Source organism: Streptomyces tubbatahanensis, from assembly GCF_022699385.1.
GTDB lineage: Bacteria > Actinomycetota > Actinomycetes > Streptomycetales > Streptomycetaceae > Streptomyces > Streptomyces diacarni.
Genome location: NZ_CP093846.1, coordinates 274591 through 291587 on the forward strand (window position 1 = coordinate 274591; position 16997 = coordinate 291587).

At 72.0% G+C, this 16997-nt stretch carries 13 protein-coding genes; 8 read left to right on the forward strand and 5 right to left on the reverse strand.

The features are described 5' to 3' along the window. Positions 1-139 precede the first annotated feature (139 nt). The gene (gene puuE, locus MMF93_RS01165; RefSeq protein WP_242748665.1) at positions 140-1117 is read left to right on the forward strand and encodes an allantoinase PuuE; all 978 of its coding nucleotides are present in this window, start codon (positions 140-142) and stop codon (positions 1115-1117) included. Positions 1118-1197: 80 nt separating this feature from the next. Here puuE and MMF93_RS01170 read toward each other — a convergent pair whose 3' ends face one another. From MMF93_RS01170 to xsc, 3 genes are all read right to left on the reverse strand, one after another. Further along, positions 1198-1890 carry a phosphonatase-like hydrolase gene (locus MMF93_RS01170; RefSeq protein ID WP_242748667.1) on the reverse strand — a complete coding sequence of 231 codons (693 nt, stop codon included), beginning with the start codon at positions 1888-1890 and terminating at the stop codon, positions 1198-1200. Further along, a complete protein-coding gene (locus MMF93_RS01175; protein ID WP_242748669.1) occupies positions 1887-2936 on the reverse strand; it encodes a phosphate acyltransferase in 1050 nt (349 codons plus the stop codon). Before MMF93_RS01175 ends, MMF93_RS01170 begins: the two co-directional genes overlap by 4 nt. A gap of 203 nt (positions 2937-3139) precedes the next feature. Beyond that, positions 3140-4912, reverse strand: a complete 1773-nt coding sequence (xsc, locus tag MMF93_RS01180) for a sulfoacetaldehyde acetyltransferase (protein WP_242748671.1) — start codon at positions 4910-4912, stop codon at positions 3140-3142. 299 nt (positions 4913-5211) lie between these two features. On the opposite strand from xsc, the gene MMF93_RS01185 reads away from it, so the two are divergent. Genes MMF93_RS01185 through MMF93_RS01195 form a run of 3 tightly spaced genes read left to right on the forward strand, consistent with a single transcriptional unit; the run spans position 5212 to position 8740 of the window. Then, complete coding sequence (locus MMF93_RS01185) at positions 5212-5985, forward strand: IclR family transcriptional regulator (protein ID WP_242748673.1); 774 nt, start codon at positions 5212-5214, stop codon at positions 5983-5985. Beyond that, a complete protein-coding gene (locus MMF93_RS01190) occupies positions 5982-6953 on the forward strand; it encodes an AAA family ATPase (RefSeq protein ID WP_242748675.1) in 972 nt (323 codons plus the stop codon). Before MMF93_RS01185 ends, MMF93_RS01190 begins: the two co-directional genes overlap by 4 nt. After that, positions 6950-8740 (forward strand): cobaltochelatase CobT-related protein, encoded by a 1791-nt coding sequence (locus tag MMF93_RS01195; protein WP_242748676.1) that lies wholly within the window; start codon positions 6950-6952, stop codon positions 8738-8740. The genes MMF93_RS01190 and MMF93_RS01195 overlap by 4 nt, the downstream gene beginning before the upstream one ends. 75 nt (positions 8741-8815) lie before the next feature. On the opposite strand, the gene pdxR is transcribed toward MMF93_RS01195, so the two are convergent. Then, on the reverse strand, positions 8816-10285 hold the full coding sequence (gene pdxR, locus MMF93_RS01200) for a MocR-like pyridoxine biosynthesis transcription factor PdxR (RefSeq protein ID WP_242748677.1): 1470 nt from the start codon (positions 10283-10285) through the stop codon (positions 8816-8818). A 124-nt stretch (positions 10286-10409) separates the two neighbouring features. Between pdxR and ald the strand changes: the two genes are divergently transcribed. The 3 genes from ald to MMF93_RS01215 are packed head-to-tail and all read left to right on the forward strand — an operon-like array spanning position 10410 to position 14501. After that, on the forward strand, positions 10410-11525 hold the full coding sequence (gene ald, locus MMF93_RS01205; protein ID WP_242748678.1) for an alanine dehydrogenase: 1116 nt from the start codon (positions 10410-10412) through the stop codon (positions 11523-11525). A 33-nt stretch (positions 11526-11558) separates the two neighbouring features. Next, positions 11559-12944 (forward strand): aspartate aminotransferase family protein, encoded by a 1386-nt coding sequence (locus MMF93_RS01210; RefSeq protein ID WP_242748679.1) that lies wholly within the window; start codon positions 11559-11561, stop codon positions 12942-12944. A 12-nt stretch (positions 12945-12956) separates the two neighbouring features. Beyond that, positions 12957-14501, forward strand: a complete 1545-nt coding sequence (locus MMF93_RS01215) for an amino acid permease (RefSeq protein ID WP_242748680.1) — start codon at positions 12957-12959, stop codon at positions 14499-14501. 61 nt (positions 14502-14562) lie between these two features. On the opposite strand, the gene MMF93_RS01220 is transcribed toward MMF93_RS01215, so the two are convergent. Next, positions 14563-15402, reverse strand: a complete 840-nt coding sequence (locus tag MMF93_RS01220) for an IclR family transcriptional regulator (protein ID WP_242748681.1) — start codon at positions 15400-15402, stop codon at positions 14563-14565. A gap of 295 nt (positions 15403-15697) precedes the next feature. On the opposite strand from MMF93_RS01220, the gene MMF93_RS01225 reads away from it, so the two are divergent. After that, entirely contained in the window at positions 15698-16981 is a 1284-nt protein-coding gene (locus tag MMF93_RS01225) for a hydroxyacid-oxoacid transhydrogenase (RefSeq protein WP_242748683.1), read from the forward strand. Positions 16982-16997: the final 16 nt, after the last annotated feature.

Genomic DNA, 16997 nt, shown 5'->3' on the forward strand with positions numbered 1-16997 from the left:
AGGTCCGCAGAAGCGGGCACTTGACTCGGCTTCCCTCGCCGAGCATGGTTAGTCAAAAGTGACCAGGGCTTGTCAGCAGAGGATATCGCGCTTGTTCGCCCAGCGGCATGCCCTTTCGTGACCGAGGCAAGGAATTGCGATGACACGCGTCTCCTCACCCAGTGACTACCCCCGTGACATGGCCGGCTACGGCGGGCGGCTCCCCCACGCGCAGTGGCCCGGCGGAGCGAAGGTGGTCGTGCAGTTCGTCCTCAACGTCGAGGAGGGCGGCGAGAACAACGTCCTGCACGGTGACGAGGCCTCGGAGGCGTTCCTCACCGAGGAGCCGACCACCGCGCTGCGGGGCCGCCGCAACCTCAACGTCGAGTCCCAGTACGAGTACGGCACCCGCGCGGGCTTCTGGCGGCTGCACCGGCTCTTCGAAGAACGCGGCCTGCCTGTGACGGTCTTCGGCATCACGGAGTCGTTGCGCCGCAACCCGCAACTCGTGGCGGCCGCACAGGCCTCCGAGTGGGAGATCGCCTCGCACTCGCTGCGGTGGATCAACTACGCGCAACTCGCCCCCGAGGTCGAACGCGAGCACATCGAGCAGGCCGTGCGCCTGCACACCGAGGTGTGCGGCCGGCCGCCCCTCGGCTGGTACACGGGGCGCAACAGCGAGAACACCCGCCGCCTGGTCGTCGAGCACGGAGGTTTCCTCTACGACTCGGACTCCTTCAGCGACGACCTGCCGTACTGGGTCGACGTCGACGGCACCGCGCAGCTCGTCGTCCCCTACACCCTCGACAACAACGACGGCCGGTACGTCAACACCTACGGCTTCCAGTCCGAGTCCTTCTCCGCGTACCTCACACGCGCTCTCGAACTCCTCTTGGAGGAAGGCGCGGAGCGCCCCCGCATGATGAGTGTCGGGCTGCACCTGAGGATCAGCGGGCGGCCAGGCCGCGCAGCCGATCTGCGGCGGTTCCTGGATCTCGTGGCTCAGCACCCGGACGTGTGGGTCACACGCCGTGTGGACATCGCCCGCCACTGGCGCACCGTCCACCCCGCCTCCCGGTGGCTGCCGCAGTCCGCGGATCCGCTGGCGGAGGACGCCCGTGCGAAGGACCGGCCCTGACGGTCACCACGCCCGTTACCCGCACGGGGGCGGGTGACCGCGCCCGCCCGTCGGCGACCGGATGCCGGGGCCGGCGCGCGTCAGGCGGCGCGGCCGGCCGCCTCGATGAGCGCGGGCAGTCCGGCCACCGAGTCGAGCACCTGGTCGGCGCCCGCGGCGCGCAGGGACCGCGCGTCGTGTCCGCCCGTCAGCACACCCGCCACCAGCCCGGCTCCGGCGGCGCGGCCCGCTCGCATGTCGTGCGGGGTGTCTCCGACGACCGCGACGGAGTCGACCGAGGGCGCTCCCGTGCGCAGCAGCGCCGTCAGCACCATGTCGGGGTAGGGCCTGCCACGACCCGCGTCGGCGGGGGACAGCACCGCGTCGGCCAGTGCGCTCCAGCCGAGCGAGGCGAGCAGGTCGTCACGGGTGCGGGGTGAGAAGCCGGTGTTGAGGACGACGGCGCAGCCGTGTGCTCTGAGCGACTCGATGGTCTGCCGCGCACCCGGCAGCGCGGAACAGCGGCCCGACGCGACCATCTGCGCGTACGCTTCCTCGAAGGCGGTGTTGGCCCGTTGGGCGGTGTCCTCGTCGCCGTCGAAGAGATGCCGGAAGACGGAGACCTTGGACTCTCCCATGGTGTCGCGGATGTGGCGCATCATGGCGTCGTGGCGGGCGCTGCCCGGGCGTACGCCTTCGCGGGAGAGCGCGTGGAGGAAGGCGTCTTCGACGATTCCGTCGTCCGCCACTGTCGTACCCGCGAGGTCGAGCACGGCGAGGCTGAGGGTGGTCATGGTGTCTCCTGCGCGGTGGTGAGGGCCTGCACGCCGCCGGCGAGGGCCAGGGCGGCGATGTCCGATCCGGTGCACCCGCGCGAGAGGTCGTGCAGGGGTGCGGCGAGCCCTTGGAGGAACGGGCCGATCGCGGCGCAGCCGCCGACGCGCTGGGCGACCTTGTAGCCGATGTTGCCCGCTTCGAGGGAGGGGAAGACGAAGGTGTTCGCGCGCCCTGCGACGGGCGAGCCGGGCGCTTTGGCCGCGCCGATGTCGGGGTCGGCGGCCGCGTCGTACTGGAGGTCGCCGTCGACGGGCAGCCCAGGGGCGGCCGTGCGCAGCACCGACAGGGCTTCCCGCACCACGTCGACGCGCGGGTGTGCCGCGCTGCCACGTGTGGAGAAGGAGAGCAGCGCGACCCTCGCCTCGTCTCCGGTGAGGGCGTGGTGCGTGGCGGCCGCGGCGCGGGCGATGTCGGCGAGCTGCCCGGCGTCCGGGTCCACGACGACGGCGCAGTCGGCGTAGGTGAGCGCACCGCCGTCGGGCCGCAGCATCAGGAAGCTGCTGGAGAGGGTGCGGATGCCGGGCGCCAGGCCGACGACGCGCAGCCCGGCGCGCAGCACGTCGGCTGTGGGACGGTTGCTGCCCGCCACGCACACGTCCACGTCGTGGCGGCGCAGAGCGGCGGCGGTGAGGAAGAGCGGGTCGTCGAGGACCTGGGCGGCCAGGCGCGGCCGTTCCCCGAGCAGCGCCGCGAGGGTTTCGGTGTAGCGGGAGGGCCGCAGGATCTCCAGCAGCGAGGGGTCCTCGGGCAGCTTCAGGCCGAGGTCGGCGGCGCGGTCCCGGACGGCGGCCGGCTCTTCCGCGACGAGGACGGGTGTGACGGCCTGCTCCTGAGCGAGCCGGGCCGCCGCCCACAGGACTCGCGGGTCCGTTCCCTCGACGAGGGCCACGCGGGGTCTGCGCGCGGCCCCTTCGAGCTGCGTCGCCCACCGTTGTGTCAGCCGCCTGACGGCGGGCCCGGCAGCGCCGGGGAACGGGAGGGGATCGTGCGGTTCGACGAGCATGAGCGCTCCCGGTGGGTGGTGACGAGCATCGGTGCTCCGGGGAGGGGAGGTGCCGGGGCGGGGAGGGCCCGGTGAGGGGTGGTGCCCTCCCCGCTCCGGCGGACCCGCCCGTCCCCGGCGGGACGGGCGGGCACCGGCCGGGGGCCTCGGGCCCCGGCCGGATACGTGCCGGCTTCCACACGTGGTCCGCTACGGACCGGCGCCTACACGTAGTCCTGGTACTTCTCCAGGAAGCGGACGGGCTTTTGCAGCGCGTCACGGCGGAAGGGGTCGCCCAGCTCCCGGGTGCACATGATCTCCAGGACCGTCGTCCTGCCCTCGTTCATCTGCCGGTCCACGGCGCGCCGCAGCGCGGGGCCGACGTCCTCCAGCTTGTCGACGACGATGCCGTCGGCGCCCATGGCCCGGCCGATGCCCGCGAAGCTCTCGCTCTCCAGCTCGCCGGCGACGAAGCGCCGGTCGTAGAAGTCGACCTGGTTCTTCTTCTCCGCGCCCCACTGGCGGTTGTGGAAGACGACGGCGGTGACGGGGATGTCGTGGCGGACTGCCGTCATGATCTCGCCCATGCTCATGCCCCAGGCGCCGTCACCTGCGTAGGCGATCGCGGGCCTGTCCATGGCCGCGGCCTTGGCGCCGATGATGGTGGGCAGCGCGTACCCGCAGTTGCCGAAGCTCATCGGGGCGAAGAAGCTGCGGGGCTCCTCGAACCGCAGGTAGCTGTGGGCGACCGAGTTGATGTTGCCGATGTCCGTGGAGACCATGACCCGCTCGGGCATGGCCTTCTCCAGTTCGCGGAGGACCTGCCTGGGGTGCAGCCAGTTGCCCTCCTCCGCGTCCTGTTCGGCGATCATGTCGAGGCTGTAGGGGTCGCGTTCGTGGGTCCACTCGCTCAGCTCGGTCTCCCAGGCCGCCTTCTCCTCGGCCGTCTCGGCGGCGCGGCGCTCGCGTGTGGCGTCGCAGGCGAGGGTCTTGTCCGCCAGGCGCCGCGTCAGGGCCTCGGCGGCGTCGGCGGCGTCGCCGCAGATGCCCACGGTGATCTTCTTGACCAGGCCGAGCATCGTGTGGTCGGCGTCGATCTGGATGATCTTCGCGTTCTTGGGCCAGTAGTCCATGCCGTGCTGCGGCAGGGTGCCGAAGGGGCCGAGCCGGGTGCCGAGGGCCACCACGACGTCGGCCCGGGAGATGAGCTTCATCGCGGCCTTGGAGCCCTGGTAGCCGAGCGGGCCGCACCACTGGGGGTGGCTCGCGGGGAAGGAGTCGTTGTGCTGGTAGCTGTTGACGACGGGGGCGCCCAGCCGCTCGGCGAGTGCCTTGCACTGCTCGACGCCGTCGGCCATCACGACACCGCCGCCGGAGATGACGACGGGGAACTCGGCGGTGGCCAGGAGTTCGGCGGCCTCGTTCAGGCTGCGCTCGCCGCCCGCACCCCGGTCGACGCGCATCGGCTCGGGGATCTCGGTCTCGATCTCGCCGTAGAAGTGGTCGCGGGGGATGTTGAGCTGGGTGGGGCCGATCTCGGACATGGCGCGGTCGAAGGCGCGTGCGGTGAACTCGGCCATCCGGCGCGGGTTGTTGACGTGCGCCTGGTACTTGGTGAACTCCTGGAACATGGGCAGCTGGTGAGCCTCCTGGAAGCCGCCCAGGCCCATGCCCATGGTGCCTGCTTCCGGCGTGATCATCACGACGGGGCTGTGTGCCCAGTAGGCCGCCGCCACGGCCGTGACGCAGTTGCTGATCCCGGGGCCGTTCTGGCCGATGACGACGCCGTGCCGGCCGCTGACGCGGGCGTATCCGTCGGCCATGTGCGCGGCGCCCTGCTCGTGGACGACGGGGACCAGGCGTATGCCGGCGGGCGCGAAGATGTCCATCGCGTCCATGAACGCCGAGCCCATGATGCCGAAGATGTCGGTCACGCCGTTGGCGGCCAGTGTCTCGACGAAGGCTTCGGAGGGTGTCATCTTCTGTTGCTCGCTCATGGTCCAGCTCCTTCACTTCCAGTGCGGCACGCGTCAGCGGTCCGGCGGCACGCGTCAGCGCTCCGGGCGGTCCGCTCGTGGGGCCGGAGGGTCGGGCCCCGGGAGAACACGGCAACTCGCCGCGACAGTCGAGAAATCGGTACGTTGCGTTCCTGAATCCGGGATTGCACTGGACGATAAGGAGCCGTCCTCGGATGCGTCAACCAGTCGTTCCGTAATTCGGTACCTGCTAGCTTGTTTTCCGGAACCGATGGTCGAACATGGGAGCCGTCGCAGAACCCGCCCGGAGGCGCACACACATGGACACACTCAACGGCGAGACGCCCACCATCCGGCTGTTCGCCCTGCTGGAGCTGATAGCCGCCAAGGACCGGCTCGTCACCCTCCAGGACCTGGTGGACGAGACGGGCATGCCGAAGCCGACGCTGCACCGCATGCTGCAACAGCTGGAGGGCGCGGGCCTCCTCGTGCGGCAGAGCGACGGGCGGCACTACGGCACGGGCGCACGGCTGCGCAGACTGGCGGAGAACCTGCTGCTCAACGCCACGCACCACGGCGCACGCCACGCGGTGCTGCGCCACCTGGTGGAGGAGATCGGGGAGAGCTGCAACGTCACCGCGCTGTCCGGCAACGAGGTCGTCTACCTCGACCGCGTCGAGACCCCCGAGCCGCTGCGCTTCTATCTGCGCCCCGGCTCCCGCGTCCCGGCGCACTGCTCGGCGAGCGGCAAGATGATCCTCTCCCAGATGAGCCCGGGCCAGCGCGCGAAGCTCCTCTCGCACGCGCCGCTGAGGCAGTACACGCCGCACACCGTGACCGAGCCGGGGCCGCTGGAGGAGGAGTTCGCCCGCGTGCGGCGGGACGGTTTCGCGGTGGACGACGAGGAGTTCCTGCCCGGTCTCGTCTGTGTGGCCGTGCTGGTCCCCTCCCCCGCCGGGCGCTCCAACCAGTGCGTCGCCGTCCAGGCACCCGTCATGCGGCTCACCGCGGACAAGGCGCTGCACCTGCTGCCCGCGCTGCAACGCGCGGCCGAGGCCATCGCCCGCGTCGAGCACGAAGGAGGACAGGAATGAACGAGACGACGCCTGCGGGGACCGACGCGCGCGAGGTGACGGGCCCCGACACCCGGGTGAGCGCGCGGGAGGTCTTCGGGCTCCCCATTGACGCGAAGGTCCCCGCGTTCAGCGAGCCCTCCGCGCACGTACCGGAGCGCGACGACGCCTACCGCTTCGACCCGGACGTCACCCGTGCGCTCCTCGCCGGTTTCACGCACAACCGCCGCGTGCTGCTCCAGGGCCCGCACGGAACGGGGAAGTCGACCCATGTCGAGCAGGTCGCGGCGCGGCTCAACTGGCCGTGCGTCCGTGTCAACCTGGACGGGCACCTCAGCCGCCTCGACCTCGTGGGCAAGGACACGGTCACGCTGCGGGACGGCAAGCAGGTCACCGCGTTCCAGGAAGGGGTCATCCCCTGGGCACTGCAGCGGCCCGTCGCCCTGGTCCTGGACGAGTACGACGCGGGGCGGCCCGAGGTGATGTTCGTGATCCAGCGGCTGCTGGAGCGCGACGGCAAGTTCACCCTCCTCGACCAGAACCGGGTGCTGGAGCCGCACCCGTCCTTCCGCCTGTTCGCCACCGCCAACACGGTAGGGCTCGGCGACCCGTACGGCCTCTACCGCGGTGCGCAGCGGCTCAACCACGCGCAGCTGGACCGCTGGAACATCGTCGCGGCCCTCGACCACCTGCCCCCGCCCGAAGAGGCCGCCATCGTGCGGGCCCGGGTGCCCGGGCTCGGGCACCCGGCGCTCGTGGAGGCGATGGTCGCGGTCGCGGGACTGACACGCTCCGGCTTCCGCGCGGGCGACCTGTCGACCCTGATGTCGCCCCGGACGGTCATCAGCTGGGCCGAGAACACCGAGCTGTTCGGCGATGTGGCGCTCGCGTTCCGGCTCTCGTTCCTGAACAAGTGCGACGAGGAGGAACGCCCGCTCGTCGCCGAGCTCTTCCAGCGCTGCTTCGACCGCGAGCTGGAGGCGGCGTGAGCGAACCCGCCGCGCAGGACACGCCGGGGTCCGCCGCGGAGCACACCTCCCGGTCCGCCGCCGAGAACGCATCGCGGTACGCCGCCGAGGACGCATCGCGGTACGCCGCCGCCGGCACGGCCGAGCCCAGCGCCGAGGAGCTGTGCGCGGCGGCTCTGCGGGCGCTGAGCGGCACACCGCGGCTGACGTTCCGAGGCCACCGGCTGCACCACGGCCGCACACCGGTCCCCGCACACGCCCCGCACCTGCGTCCCTCCCCTGCGGACGGCCCCGCGGCGCTGCGGGGCGTGGCGGACGGACTCGCCCTGCGGCTGATCCGTTCCGACGCCGCGCTGCACACCGGGCTGCGGCCAGAGGACCCGGTGGAGCGGCTGCTGTTCGAGACGCTGGAGCAGTACCGCGCCGAGTCCCTCGTTCCTGACCGGTTTCCCGGCATGGTGGGCAATCTGCGCCGGCGCCACACCGAGTGGGCGCGCGCCTTCCACCGCTCGGGACTGACGGCGACCGCGCGCGGCCTGCTGCTCCACACGACGCTGGAGGTCTGCCGCTCCCGGGTGCTGGGGGTGCCGGTGCTCGCGGAGACCGAGGACCTGATCGAGGCGACACGCGCGGCGCTCGGTGCCCGGCTCGGGCCTCACCTCGCCGCGCTGCGACGGCACCGCGCCGACCAGGCCGCGTACGCGCCGCACGCGCTGGCCGTGGCACGCACCGTCGCCGCGATGCTGAGCGAGGACGAGGCCGGTGGCAAGGGCCGCAAGGGGCCGCGCGGCAGGGAAGAGCCCCGCTTCTCGCTGCTGCTGGAGGAGAGCGCGCAGGACGGCGAGGGGGCGGCGGGGGGCGGCGGCACCGCGCCGGGCGGTGCGGACGGTGACGTGGACTACCGGGTCTTCACCACCGCCTACGACCGGGAACGCGCGGCCCACGCCCTTGTGAGGCCCGCTCTCCTCGCCGACTTCCGCGCCCGGCTGGACCGGCGGATCGAGGAGGCGCGCCCGCCCACGGCGCGGCTGGCGAGGCAGCTGCGCGAACGGCTGGCGAGGCCAGGGCCCGGTGACTGGGCGGGCGGCCAGGAGGAAGGTCTGGTCGACGGGCGGGCGCTGGCACGGCTGGTGGTCTCCCCCCATGAGCGGCGCGTCTTCCGCACCCGGCGGGCCGAGCACCGGCCGGCGGCGCTGGTGACGTTCCTGCTGGACTGCTCGGGTTCGATGAAGCAGCACAGGGAGCAGCTCGCGGCGCTTCTCGACGTGTGGGCGCGGGCTGCCGACCTCGCCGGCGTGCGGAGTGAGGTCCTGGCGTTCACGACGGCCGCGTGGCACGGCGGCCGCGCCCACCGGGACTGGCTGCGGGCGGGCCGCCCGGCGCGTCCGGGCAGACTCAACGAGCGGCTGCACCTCGTGGTCAAGGACGCCGAGGTGCCCTATCGCCGCGCCAGGAGAGCGCTCGCGGCGCTGCTCAAGCCGGACCTGTACCGCGAGGGGGTGGACGGTGAGGCGCTGGAATGGGCCGCGGGTCGTGCCGCGCGGCGTGCCGCGGGGCGCCGGCTGCTGTTCCTGGTCTCGGACGGCGGGCCGATGGACGGGGCGACGGTCCAGGCCAACCCGCCGCACCTGCTGGACTCCCATCTGGCGTCGGTGGCCGCACGGATCGAGGCCGAGGGCACGGTTGAGCTGTACGGGCTGACGGTGGGCGGCGACCTGAGCCCCTATCTGTCCCGTACCTCGCTCCTGGATCCGGCCGCCCCGCTGGCCCGCTCCGCACGGCTGCTGCCCGCCGCCTGCCGGCCGTGACGCCACCGGCCCGGCTCGCCCGGTCGGCGCGGGCGCTCGCCGGCGAGCGCCCGCGCCGACCGGGCGAGCCGGGCCTCACTCGTGTGCGCTCGCGGCCTCCACCAACTCGCCCAGGATCGAGACCCCCGGGTCGATCGCGGCGAGCTGGGGGGCTGCCAGGCCGATGCGGAAGTGGTTGCGGGGCGGGTCGTCCCCCAGGAAGTAGAGGTCGCCGGGCTCGATCAGCACGCCCCGCCGCTGGGCCAGCCTGGCCAGGCGCCGCCCGTCGAGCGCGGGCGGGCCCGTCATCCAGAGGCTGACGCCGCCCGGGGGCGGCGCGGAGCGCCACGGCAGATGGGTGTTGACGGCGGTGCAGGCCGCCTCCCACTTGCGCATCAGCCGCGTGCGGTAGCGCCGCACGGCCCGGTGGTACTCGCCCGAGCGGATGAACAGCGCCAGCGCGCGCTGGGTGTGCCCGGAAGGGTGCCGCACCGAGTAGCGCCGGATGTCGCGCAGCTCCCGTACGAGTTCACGCGAGGCCACCAGGTAGCCGAGCCGCAGGCCTGGCGCGAGGAACTTCGAGAACGTGCCCAGGTAGACGACCTGCCCGGTCTCGTCCAGGCCCTTGAGCGCCGGTGTGGGCCTGCCCTGGTAGCGGAACTCGCTGTCGTAGTCGTCCTCCACGATCGCGGTTCCCGACTCCCGGGCCAGCGAGAGCAGTTCGCGGCGGCGGCCGATGCTGAGTGTCACGTTGGTCGGATGGTGGTGGCTCGGGGTGACGTGCAGCAGGTCGACACCGGCGAGGGTGGTGGGGGGCTTGAGGCCTGCGGCGTTGACGGGCAGGGGGCGCAGCTCGGCGCCGGCGCGGGCGAAGATGTGCCGGGCGTCCAGGTAGCCGGGGTCCTCGACCGCGACCACCGAGCCGCGGCCCAGCAGCGCCCGGCTCAGCAGGTCGAGACCCTGTTGGGAGCCGACGGTGACCAGCACCTCGTCGGGCTCGGCGCGCACGCCCCTGGCGGGCAGCAGCCGGGAGCACAACGTCTCCACCAGCAGCGGATCGTCGGCCGCGATGCTGTCCTGGAGGCTGAACTGGGCGTGCGGGTGGTAGAGCGCTTCGTTCAGCGCCCGTGCCCAGGCGCGCGCGGGGAAGGCCCGGAAGTCGACCTGCCCGGCCAGGAAGGGGTAGGGGTAGCCGACCCAGTCCGTCTGCTTCTCGATGTGCGGCAGCGGATCGGCGCGGCTGGGAAGGTTGGTGAGCCGCGCCGACCAGTCGTAGGGCCGGACGGCGGTGGCGGGTTCCACAGCACAGTACGGGCGCATCTCGCGGTTGACGAACAGGCCCTGGCGGGCGCGGCTCTCGACGAACCCCTCGGCGACCAGCTCCTGGTAGGCGGCGTTCACCGTGTTGCGGGAGAGTCCCAGCTCACGGGCGAGTTCCCGGGACGAGGGCAGCCGGCCTTCCGCGTCCACCAGGCCGGAGCCTATGCCGTGCTCGATCGCCTTGCGCAGCTGCCGGTACAGGGGCTCGTCCGACTCCCGGTCCACCTCGATCACCGTGCGTGGCATGCCGCCTCCTGGAGTCTGGTCCCATCAGAGTTGCCGGTCCTGGCACTTTCCGCCGGACCAGTTGGGCTCGCAATCTAAACCCCATCGCAGCCGCTGGACAGAGCTGCGCAGATGGGAGTTCGTTATGCGGATCGGCATCCCCAAAGAGATCAAGAACCACGAGTACCGCGTTGCCATCACCCCCTCGGGCGTCCACGAACTGACCCGTGCGGGCCACACCGTGTACGTGGAGGAGGAGGCGGGCGCCGGATCATCCATCGCCGACACCGACTACAAGGCCGCCGGTGCCACCGTGCTGCGCTCCGCCGACGAGGTGTGGGGCGAGGCCGAGCTGGTGCTCAAGGTCAAGGAGCCGGTGGCCGAGGAGTACCCGCGGATGCGGGCGGGCCAGACCCTGTTCACCTACCTCCACCTCGCCGCCTCACGGGAGTGCACCGAGGCGATGCTCGCCTCGGGCATCACGGGTGTCGCCTACGAGACGGTGCAGCCCGGCGACGGCTCGCTGCCGCTGCTCTTCCCGATGTCGGAGGTGGCCGGGCGGCTCGCGCCGCAGGTCGGCGCCTACCACCTGATGCGGGCCGCCGGCGGACGCGGTGTGCTGATGGGCGGCGTCTCCGGCACCCGGCCCGCGAAGGTCACCGTCATCGGCGCGGGCGTCTCGGGCATGAACGCGGTCGCCGTGGCCACCGGCATGTGGGCCGACGTGACCCTGCTCGACCTGAACGTCGACAAGCTGCGCGCCGCAGACCGGATGTACCAGGGCCGGATCACCACGGTCGCGTCCAACGCGTACGAACTCCAGGCCGCCGTCGCCGACGCCGACCTGGTGATCGGGGCGGTGCTGGTACCGGGCGCGCGGGCACCCAAGCTGGTTACCAACCAGATGGTTTCGGGCATGCGCCCGGGTTCTGTGCTGGTGGACATCGCGGTGGACCAGGGCGGGTGTTTCCAGGACTCCCACCCCACCACGCACACCGATCCCGTCTACCCGGTGCACGACTCGCTCTTCTACTGCGTGGCCAACATGCCGGGTGCCGTGCCGAACACCTCCACCTACGCGCTGACCAACGTCACGCTGCCCTACGTCCTGTCCATCGCGGGCAACGGCCTGGCCGCCGCGGCCCAGGCCGATCCCGCCGTCCTGCGGGGCGTCAACGTACTGGACGGCCGGGTGACCTACCGGCCCGTCGCCGAGGCGCACGGTCTGGGCTACACCGACCCCGCCTCCCTCCTGCACTGACCGGGCACCGCACACTCTCGTAAGGAGCTCACCGTGACCGTGACCACCACCGGCACCCACACCGGCCTGCGCGCCAAGGCGCAGGCGCACCTGGGCCAGCACTTCACCCGGCGGGACGTGTGGCAGGGCGAGGAACTGCCCGTCTTCGTCCGCAGCGAGGGCTGCCACCTCTACGACGAACAAGGACGCCGGTTCCTCGACGGACTGGCCGGACTGTTCTGCGTGAACATGGGCCACAGCCGCTCCGACATCGTCGCGGCCGCCGCCGAGCAGATGGAGACGATGGCGTACTCCACCAACTGGGGCGCCGCACATCCGCCGTCCGTCGAGGCCGCGAGCCTCATCGCCGAGCTGGCGCCGGGCGACCTGGACGTGACCTGGTTCGTCAACTCGGGCTCCGAGGCCGTCGAGACGGCGATCAAGTTCGCGCGGCAGTACCACAGGAGCCAGGGCCAAGCCGGACGTACGAAGATCATCAGCCGCAGCATGGCCTACCACGGGGTGACGCTGGGGGCGCTGTCCGTCACCGGGCTGGAGAAGATCCGTGAGCCGTTCATGCCCCTGCTGGAGGGGGTGCGGCACGTCCCCAACACCCTCGGCGTCACCGGCGACCAGGGGCCCGCCGACGCGCTGGAGTGCGTCCGCGCCATCGAGCGGGCCATCATCGAGGAGGGCCCCGAGACGGTGGCCGCCGTCTTCGCCGAGCCGGTGCAGAACGGACGCGGCGCGCTCGTGCCGCCCGACGGCTACTGGCAGGAGCTGCGCAGGATCTGCGACCGGCACGGGGTGCTGCTCGTCGCGGACGAGGTGATCTGCTCGTTCGGCAGGCTGGGCCACTGGTTCGGCAGCGGAGCGTTCGGCACCGTCCCCGACATGATCACCTTCGCCAAGGGGGCGACCTCGGGCTATGCGCCGCTCGGCGGGATGATCGCCCGCGAGCCGCTGGTGCGTGCGCTGTACGACTCGCCGCTCGGCGGCACGTTCACCCACGGCGCGACATGGGGCGGTCACCCGGTCTCCACCGCCGTCGCGGTCGCCAACATCACCGCCATGCGCGACGAGCACGTGCTCGACAACGTCCGCACGCTCGGCCCCGAGCTCCGCGCCGGGCTCGAGGAGATCAAGCAGCGGCACCGTGTCGTCAAGGACGTGCGCGGCATGGGATTCTTCTACGCGATCGAGTTCACCGCCGACCGTGACGCGGGCGCCGAGTTGAGCGAGGAGCAGTCGGCCCGGGTGCTGCGCGAGGTGCTGCCCGCCGCGTTCCGCAAGACCGGTGTGGTGCTGCGGCCCGACGACCGGGGCGCCACGATGCTGATGGTCTCGCCGCCTCTGGTGGCCGACCGCGAGGTGCTCGGCGAACTGCTGGCCGGCATCGCGGTGATGGTGGACGACGTGGCGCACAGCGTCCACGGCTGAGAGGGGCACCCTGTGCGACAGGACGGAACGGCCGACACCACACCGGACCCGCCGCGGGTGCCGGAAGTGGCATCCGCGGGCACCACCGAAGTGTCCGGCCAGAACGGGGGGCTCGGCGGAGCCCGGGCCCCCGGCGGGCCCGCGGCCTCCGAGGGGGCGAAGGATCCCACCGGCGGATCGCGGGATGCCGGGGAGCCGGAGGCCGCGGAGGCGAGCGCGGGGCTGCACAACGGGCTCAAGCAGCGCCACATGACACTGATCGCGCTGGGCGGCGTGATCGGGGCCGGGCTGTTCGTCGGCAGCGGTGTCGTCATCGGCGAGACGGGACCCATCTCCATCGTCTCGTTCCTGCTGGCGGGCGGGCTCGCCATCCTCGTGATGCGGATGCTCGGCGAGATGGCGGTGGCCCGCCCGGCGGTGGGATCCTTCTACGCGTACGCGCGGCTGTCCCTCGGCCCCTGGGGCGGCTTCACCATCGGCTGGCTCTACTGGTATTTCTGGGTCAACGTCGTCGCCCTGGAGGCCGTCACCGGAGCCACGATCCTCCACGCCTGGCTGCCCGGCATCGACCTGTGGGTCATCAGCCTGTGTCTGATGGTGCTGCTGACGGTGGTCAACCTCTTCTCGGTCAAGTCCTTCGGCGAGTTCGAGTACTGGTTCGCCTCGCTGAAGATCGCCGCGATCGTCGTCTTCCTCGTCCTGGGGCTGGCGTTCGTCGTCGGCCTGTGGCCCGGCGCCCACGCCGACGCGGGAAATCTGACCGAGCACGGCGGCTTCGCGCCCAAGGGTCTCGGCCCCGCGCTGACCTCCGTGATCCCGGCCGTCGGCTTCTTCACCGGCGCGGAGATCGCGGCCCTGGCCGCCGCCGAGTCCACGGAGCCGCGCCGCGCGGTCGCCCGGGCCACGCACTCGGTGGTACTGCGCGTGCTGCTCTTCTACGTCGGCTCGATCTTCCTCATCGTGGCGATCGTGCCGTGGAACTCCAAGAGCATCGGCGACGGTCCTTACGTGGCCGCTCTCCAGCAGATCGGGATTCCGGCCGCCGCCGACGTGATGCGCCTGATCATCCTCGTCGCTGTCCTGTCGGCGCTGAACGCGGGCCTCTACAGCGCGTCCCGCATCGTCTTCGCGCTGACCCGCAACGGCGACGCGCCGCGCGGCCTCACCCGGCTCAGCGGCAACGGGGTACCGCGCCGCGCGATTCTGCTGGCCACCGTCCTCGGCTATGTCTCGGTGGTCTTCGCCTACGTCTCCCCCGACACCGTCTTCTCGTTCATCGTCCACTCCTACGGTGCCGTCGCGCTCTTCGTCTACCTGCTCGTCGCCCTGTCACAGGTCCGGCTGCGGCGCCGGCTGGAGCGCGAGGACCCGGGGGCGCTGACGCTGAAGATGTGGGGCTATCCGTATCTGAGCTGGTTCACGGTCGCCGCGATGGCCGTCGTGATCCTCGCGATGGCCTTCCTTCCCGACACCCGTATGGACTTCGTCGCCAGCACCCTGACCCTGGTGGTGGTGCTCGGGGCCTACGCGATACGACGACGCCGGGGGCGGACCTGACCCACGGGAACCGAACGCCGGGCCGGTGAGCCGGGGCGGGGCCGCGACGCCCCGCCCCGGCTCACCGGCCCGGCTCGGCGCGCCTGTGTGCCGAGCGCATCGTGCGGTCGGAGGGGACGACCTGGGCCACCTGGCCGGCCACCTCGATCAGCCGCGGCGCGAGCTCCTCGACGCGCGTGTCGGGCAGCCGTACGGCCGGCACCTGGACGACCACGGCCGCGTGGGCGTGCCCGTGCGCGTCCAGCACCGGGGCGCCGATGCAGCGGACGCCCTCGACGTTCTCCTCGTTGTCGATGCTGTAGCCGCGTGCCCGCGTGCGTTCCAACTCACCGGTCAGCTGCCCCGGGCTGGAAACGGTGTGCGGGGTGACCGCCGGCAGGCGCGCGGGGAGGGAGCGGACGTACGCCTCGGTGTCTCCCGCACGGCTCATCATCGCCTTGCCGGACGCCGTGGAGTACAGCGGGAACCGCGCACCGGGGTGCTGTTCGAAGCGGAGCGGCAGTGTCGATTGGACCCGCATCACCACCACCGACTCGTCGCCGTCCCTGACCACGAGGTTGACCGACTCGTTGGTCTCGGCGTTGAGCTGTTTGAGCAGGGGCATGGCCCGGTCGGCGCCCAGGGTCCGCTGGGCGGCCTGGCCGAGCAGGATGGCGGTGCTGCCGAGGTAGTAGCCGTCCGTCGCGGGGTTGCGGACGAGGAAGCCCTCGGCCGCCAGTGCCCCCACGACCCGGTGCGCGGTTCCCGGGGTGAGGCCGAGGCGCTGGGTGATCTCGGTGATCTGGACGTCGCCCTCGGCCTCGATGAACAGCCGCAGCACGGCAAGGGCCCGCCCGACGGCCTGCGTTCCGGCCGGGCTCTCGGACGCCCTGGGTCCGTGCCGCTCCGAGCTGTCTCCCACTGCAGGCGGCCTCCGTCCTCTCACCCCTACGGCATGTCGGGCCCGTGCCCGTGCAGCCTACCGGCGGTGCGAACCGTCTGCTGCAAGACCCTTGACCCTCTGTCCGGGCACCTCTAGCGTGCCACTCACTCCACATTGTGGATGCTCTTCCAAAAATCTTGCTCCCGCGGTCCCTGTCCGTCTTCCGGCCCACCGGCCGAAGCCGGCCGAACGGGCGAAACCGGCCGAACCGCCGCCAGGGAGCACGGCCATCGGCCCGCCCACACTCCCCTTCCCCCGACTCCGAGGAGGCCCCGTGCCGTCCTTCGACCACCCCACCGAGTCCGTCTTCACCTGGGCCGCACCGCCTTTGAAGTTCGGCCTCGGCGCCCTCGCCGAGATCGGCGAGGACCTGCAGGCCCACGGCGTCCGCCACCCCCTGATCCTCACCGACCCCGGTGTCGCGGCGAGCGGGGTGCCCGACCGGGTCGCCCACGCGGTCAAGACGGCCGGGCTGGACGTCGACATCTTCGACCGCGTCGCCGTGGAGCCGACCGACGCCAGCATCGAGGAAGCCGTCGCCTTCGCCCGCTCGGGCCCCTGGGACGGCTACATCGCCGTCGGCGGCGGCTCGGCCATGGACACCGCCAAGGCCGTCAACCTGCTCACCACCCAGCCCGGCACGCTCATGGACTACATCGCCCCGCCCATCGGCGGCGGCGAGGTCCCCGAGCAGCCGGTGCGGCCCCTGATAGCGGTGCCGACGACCTCGGGCACCGGCTCGGAGGCGACCACCATCTGCGTCGTCGACCTGCTGAGTCTGCGCCTCAAGGCCGGCGTCAGCCACCCTCGGCTGCGGCCCGCACTCGCGGTCGTCGACCCGCTCACCACGCTGACCGTGCCCCCCGCCGTCACCGCGGCCAGCGGCATGGACGTCCTCACCCACGCCGCCGAGAGCTACACGGCGCTCTCCTTCGACGCCCGCCCCGCCTTCCCCGACGCCAAGGCACGCGCGGCCTTCTGCGGTGCCAACCCCGTCAGCGACGTGTGGTGCGAGAAGGCCATGGAACTGGTCGGCACTCACCTGCGCAGGGCGGTGATGAACGGCAACGACCTCAGCGCCCGCTACGGCATGGCCTACGCCTCGGCCGTCACCGGCATGGGCTTCGGCAACGCGGGAACACACATCCCGCACGCCAACGCCTACCCGATCGCCGGCGCCGTCGAGAACTACCAGGCCGAGGGCTACCCGCCGATGCCCATGGTGCCGCACGGCCAGGCCGTCGCCTCCACGGCGATGGCGGCGTTCCGCTTCACCTTCCCCTCGAACCCGCAGCGCCACCTGCGGGCCGCGGAGCTGATCGGCGGCCGCCCCGTCGACCCCGACGAGGGTGCCGAAGCGCTGCCCCGCGTCCTGCGCGAACTCCAGCGCGACATCGACATGCCAACCGGTGTCTCCGCCTTCGGCTTCACCGAGGACGATCTCGACACCCTGGTGTCCGGCACGCTCAAGCAGTCCCGCCAGCTGTCCGTCACCCCGCGTCCCCTGACGGCCCAAGCCGCCGCCCGCATCTTCCGCGAGTCACTGAGCAACTGGTGACCGGCACGCCCGGCAA

Coding starts and splice junctions, on each gene's coding strand:
- MMF93_RS01185 (WP_242748673.1), top strand. CDS start 5,212: ATGGACACACTCAACGGCGAGACGCCCACCATCCGGCTGTTCGCCCTG.
- ald (WP_242748678.1), top strand. CDS start 10,410: ATGCGGATCGGCATCCCCAAAGAGATCAAGAACCACGAGTACCGCGTT.
- MMF93_RS01190 (WP_242748675.1), top strand. CDS start 5,982: ATGAACGAGACGACGCCTGCGGGGACCGACGCGCGCGAGGTGACGGGC.
- puuE (WP_242748665.1), top strand. CDS start 140: ATGACACGCGTCTCCTCACCCAGTGACTACCCCCGTGACATGGCCGGC.
- xsc (WP_242748671.1), bottom strand. CDS start 4,912: ATGAGCGAGCAACAGAAGATGACACCCTCCGAAGCCTTCGTCGAGACA.
- pdxR (WP_242748677.1), bottom strand. CDS start 10,285: ATGCCACGCACGGTGATCGAGGTGGACCGGGAGTCGGACGAGCCCCTG.
- MMF93_RS01175 (WP_242748669.1), bottom strand. CDS start 2,936: ATGCTCGTCGAACCGCACGATCCCCTCCCGTTCCCCGGCGCTGCCGGG.
- MMF93_RS01170 (WP_242748667.1), bottom strand. CDS start 1,890: ATGACCACCCTCAGCCTCGCCGTGCTCGACCTCGCGGGTACGACAGTG.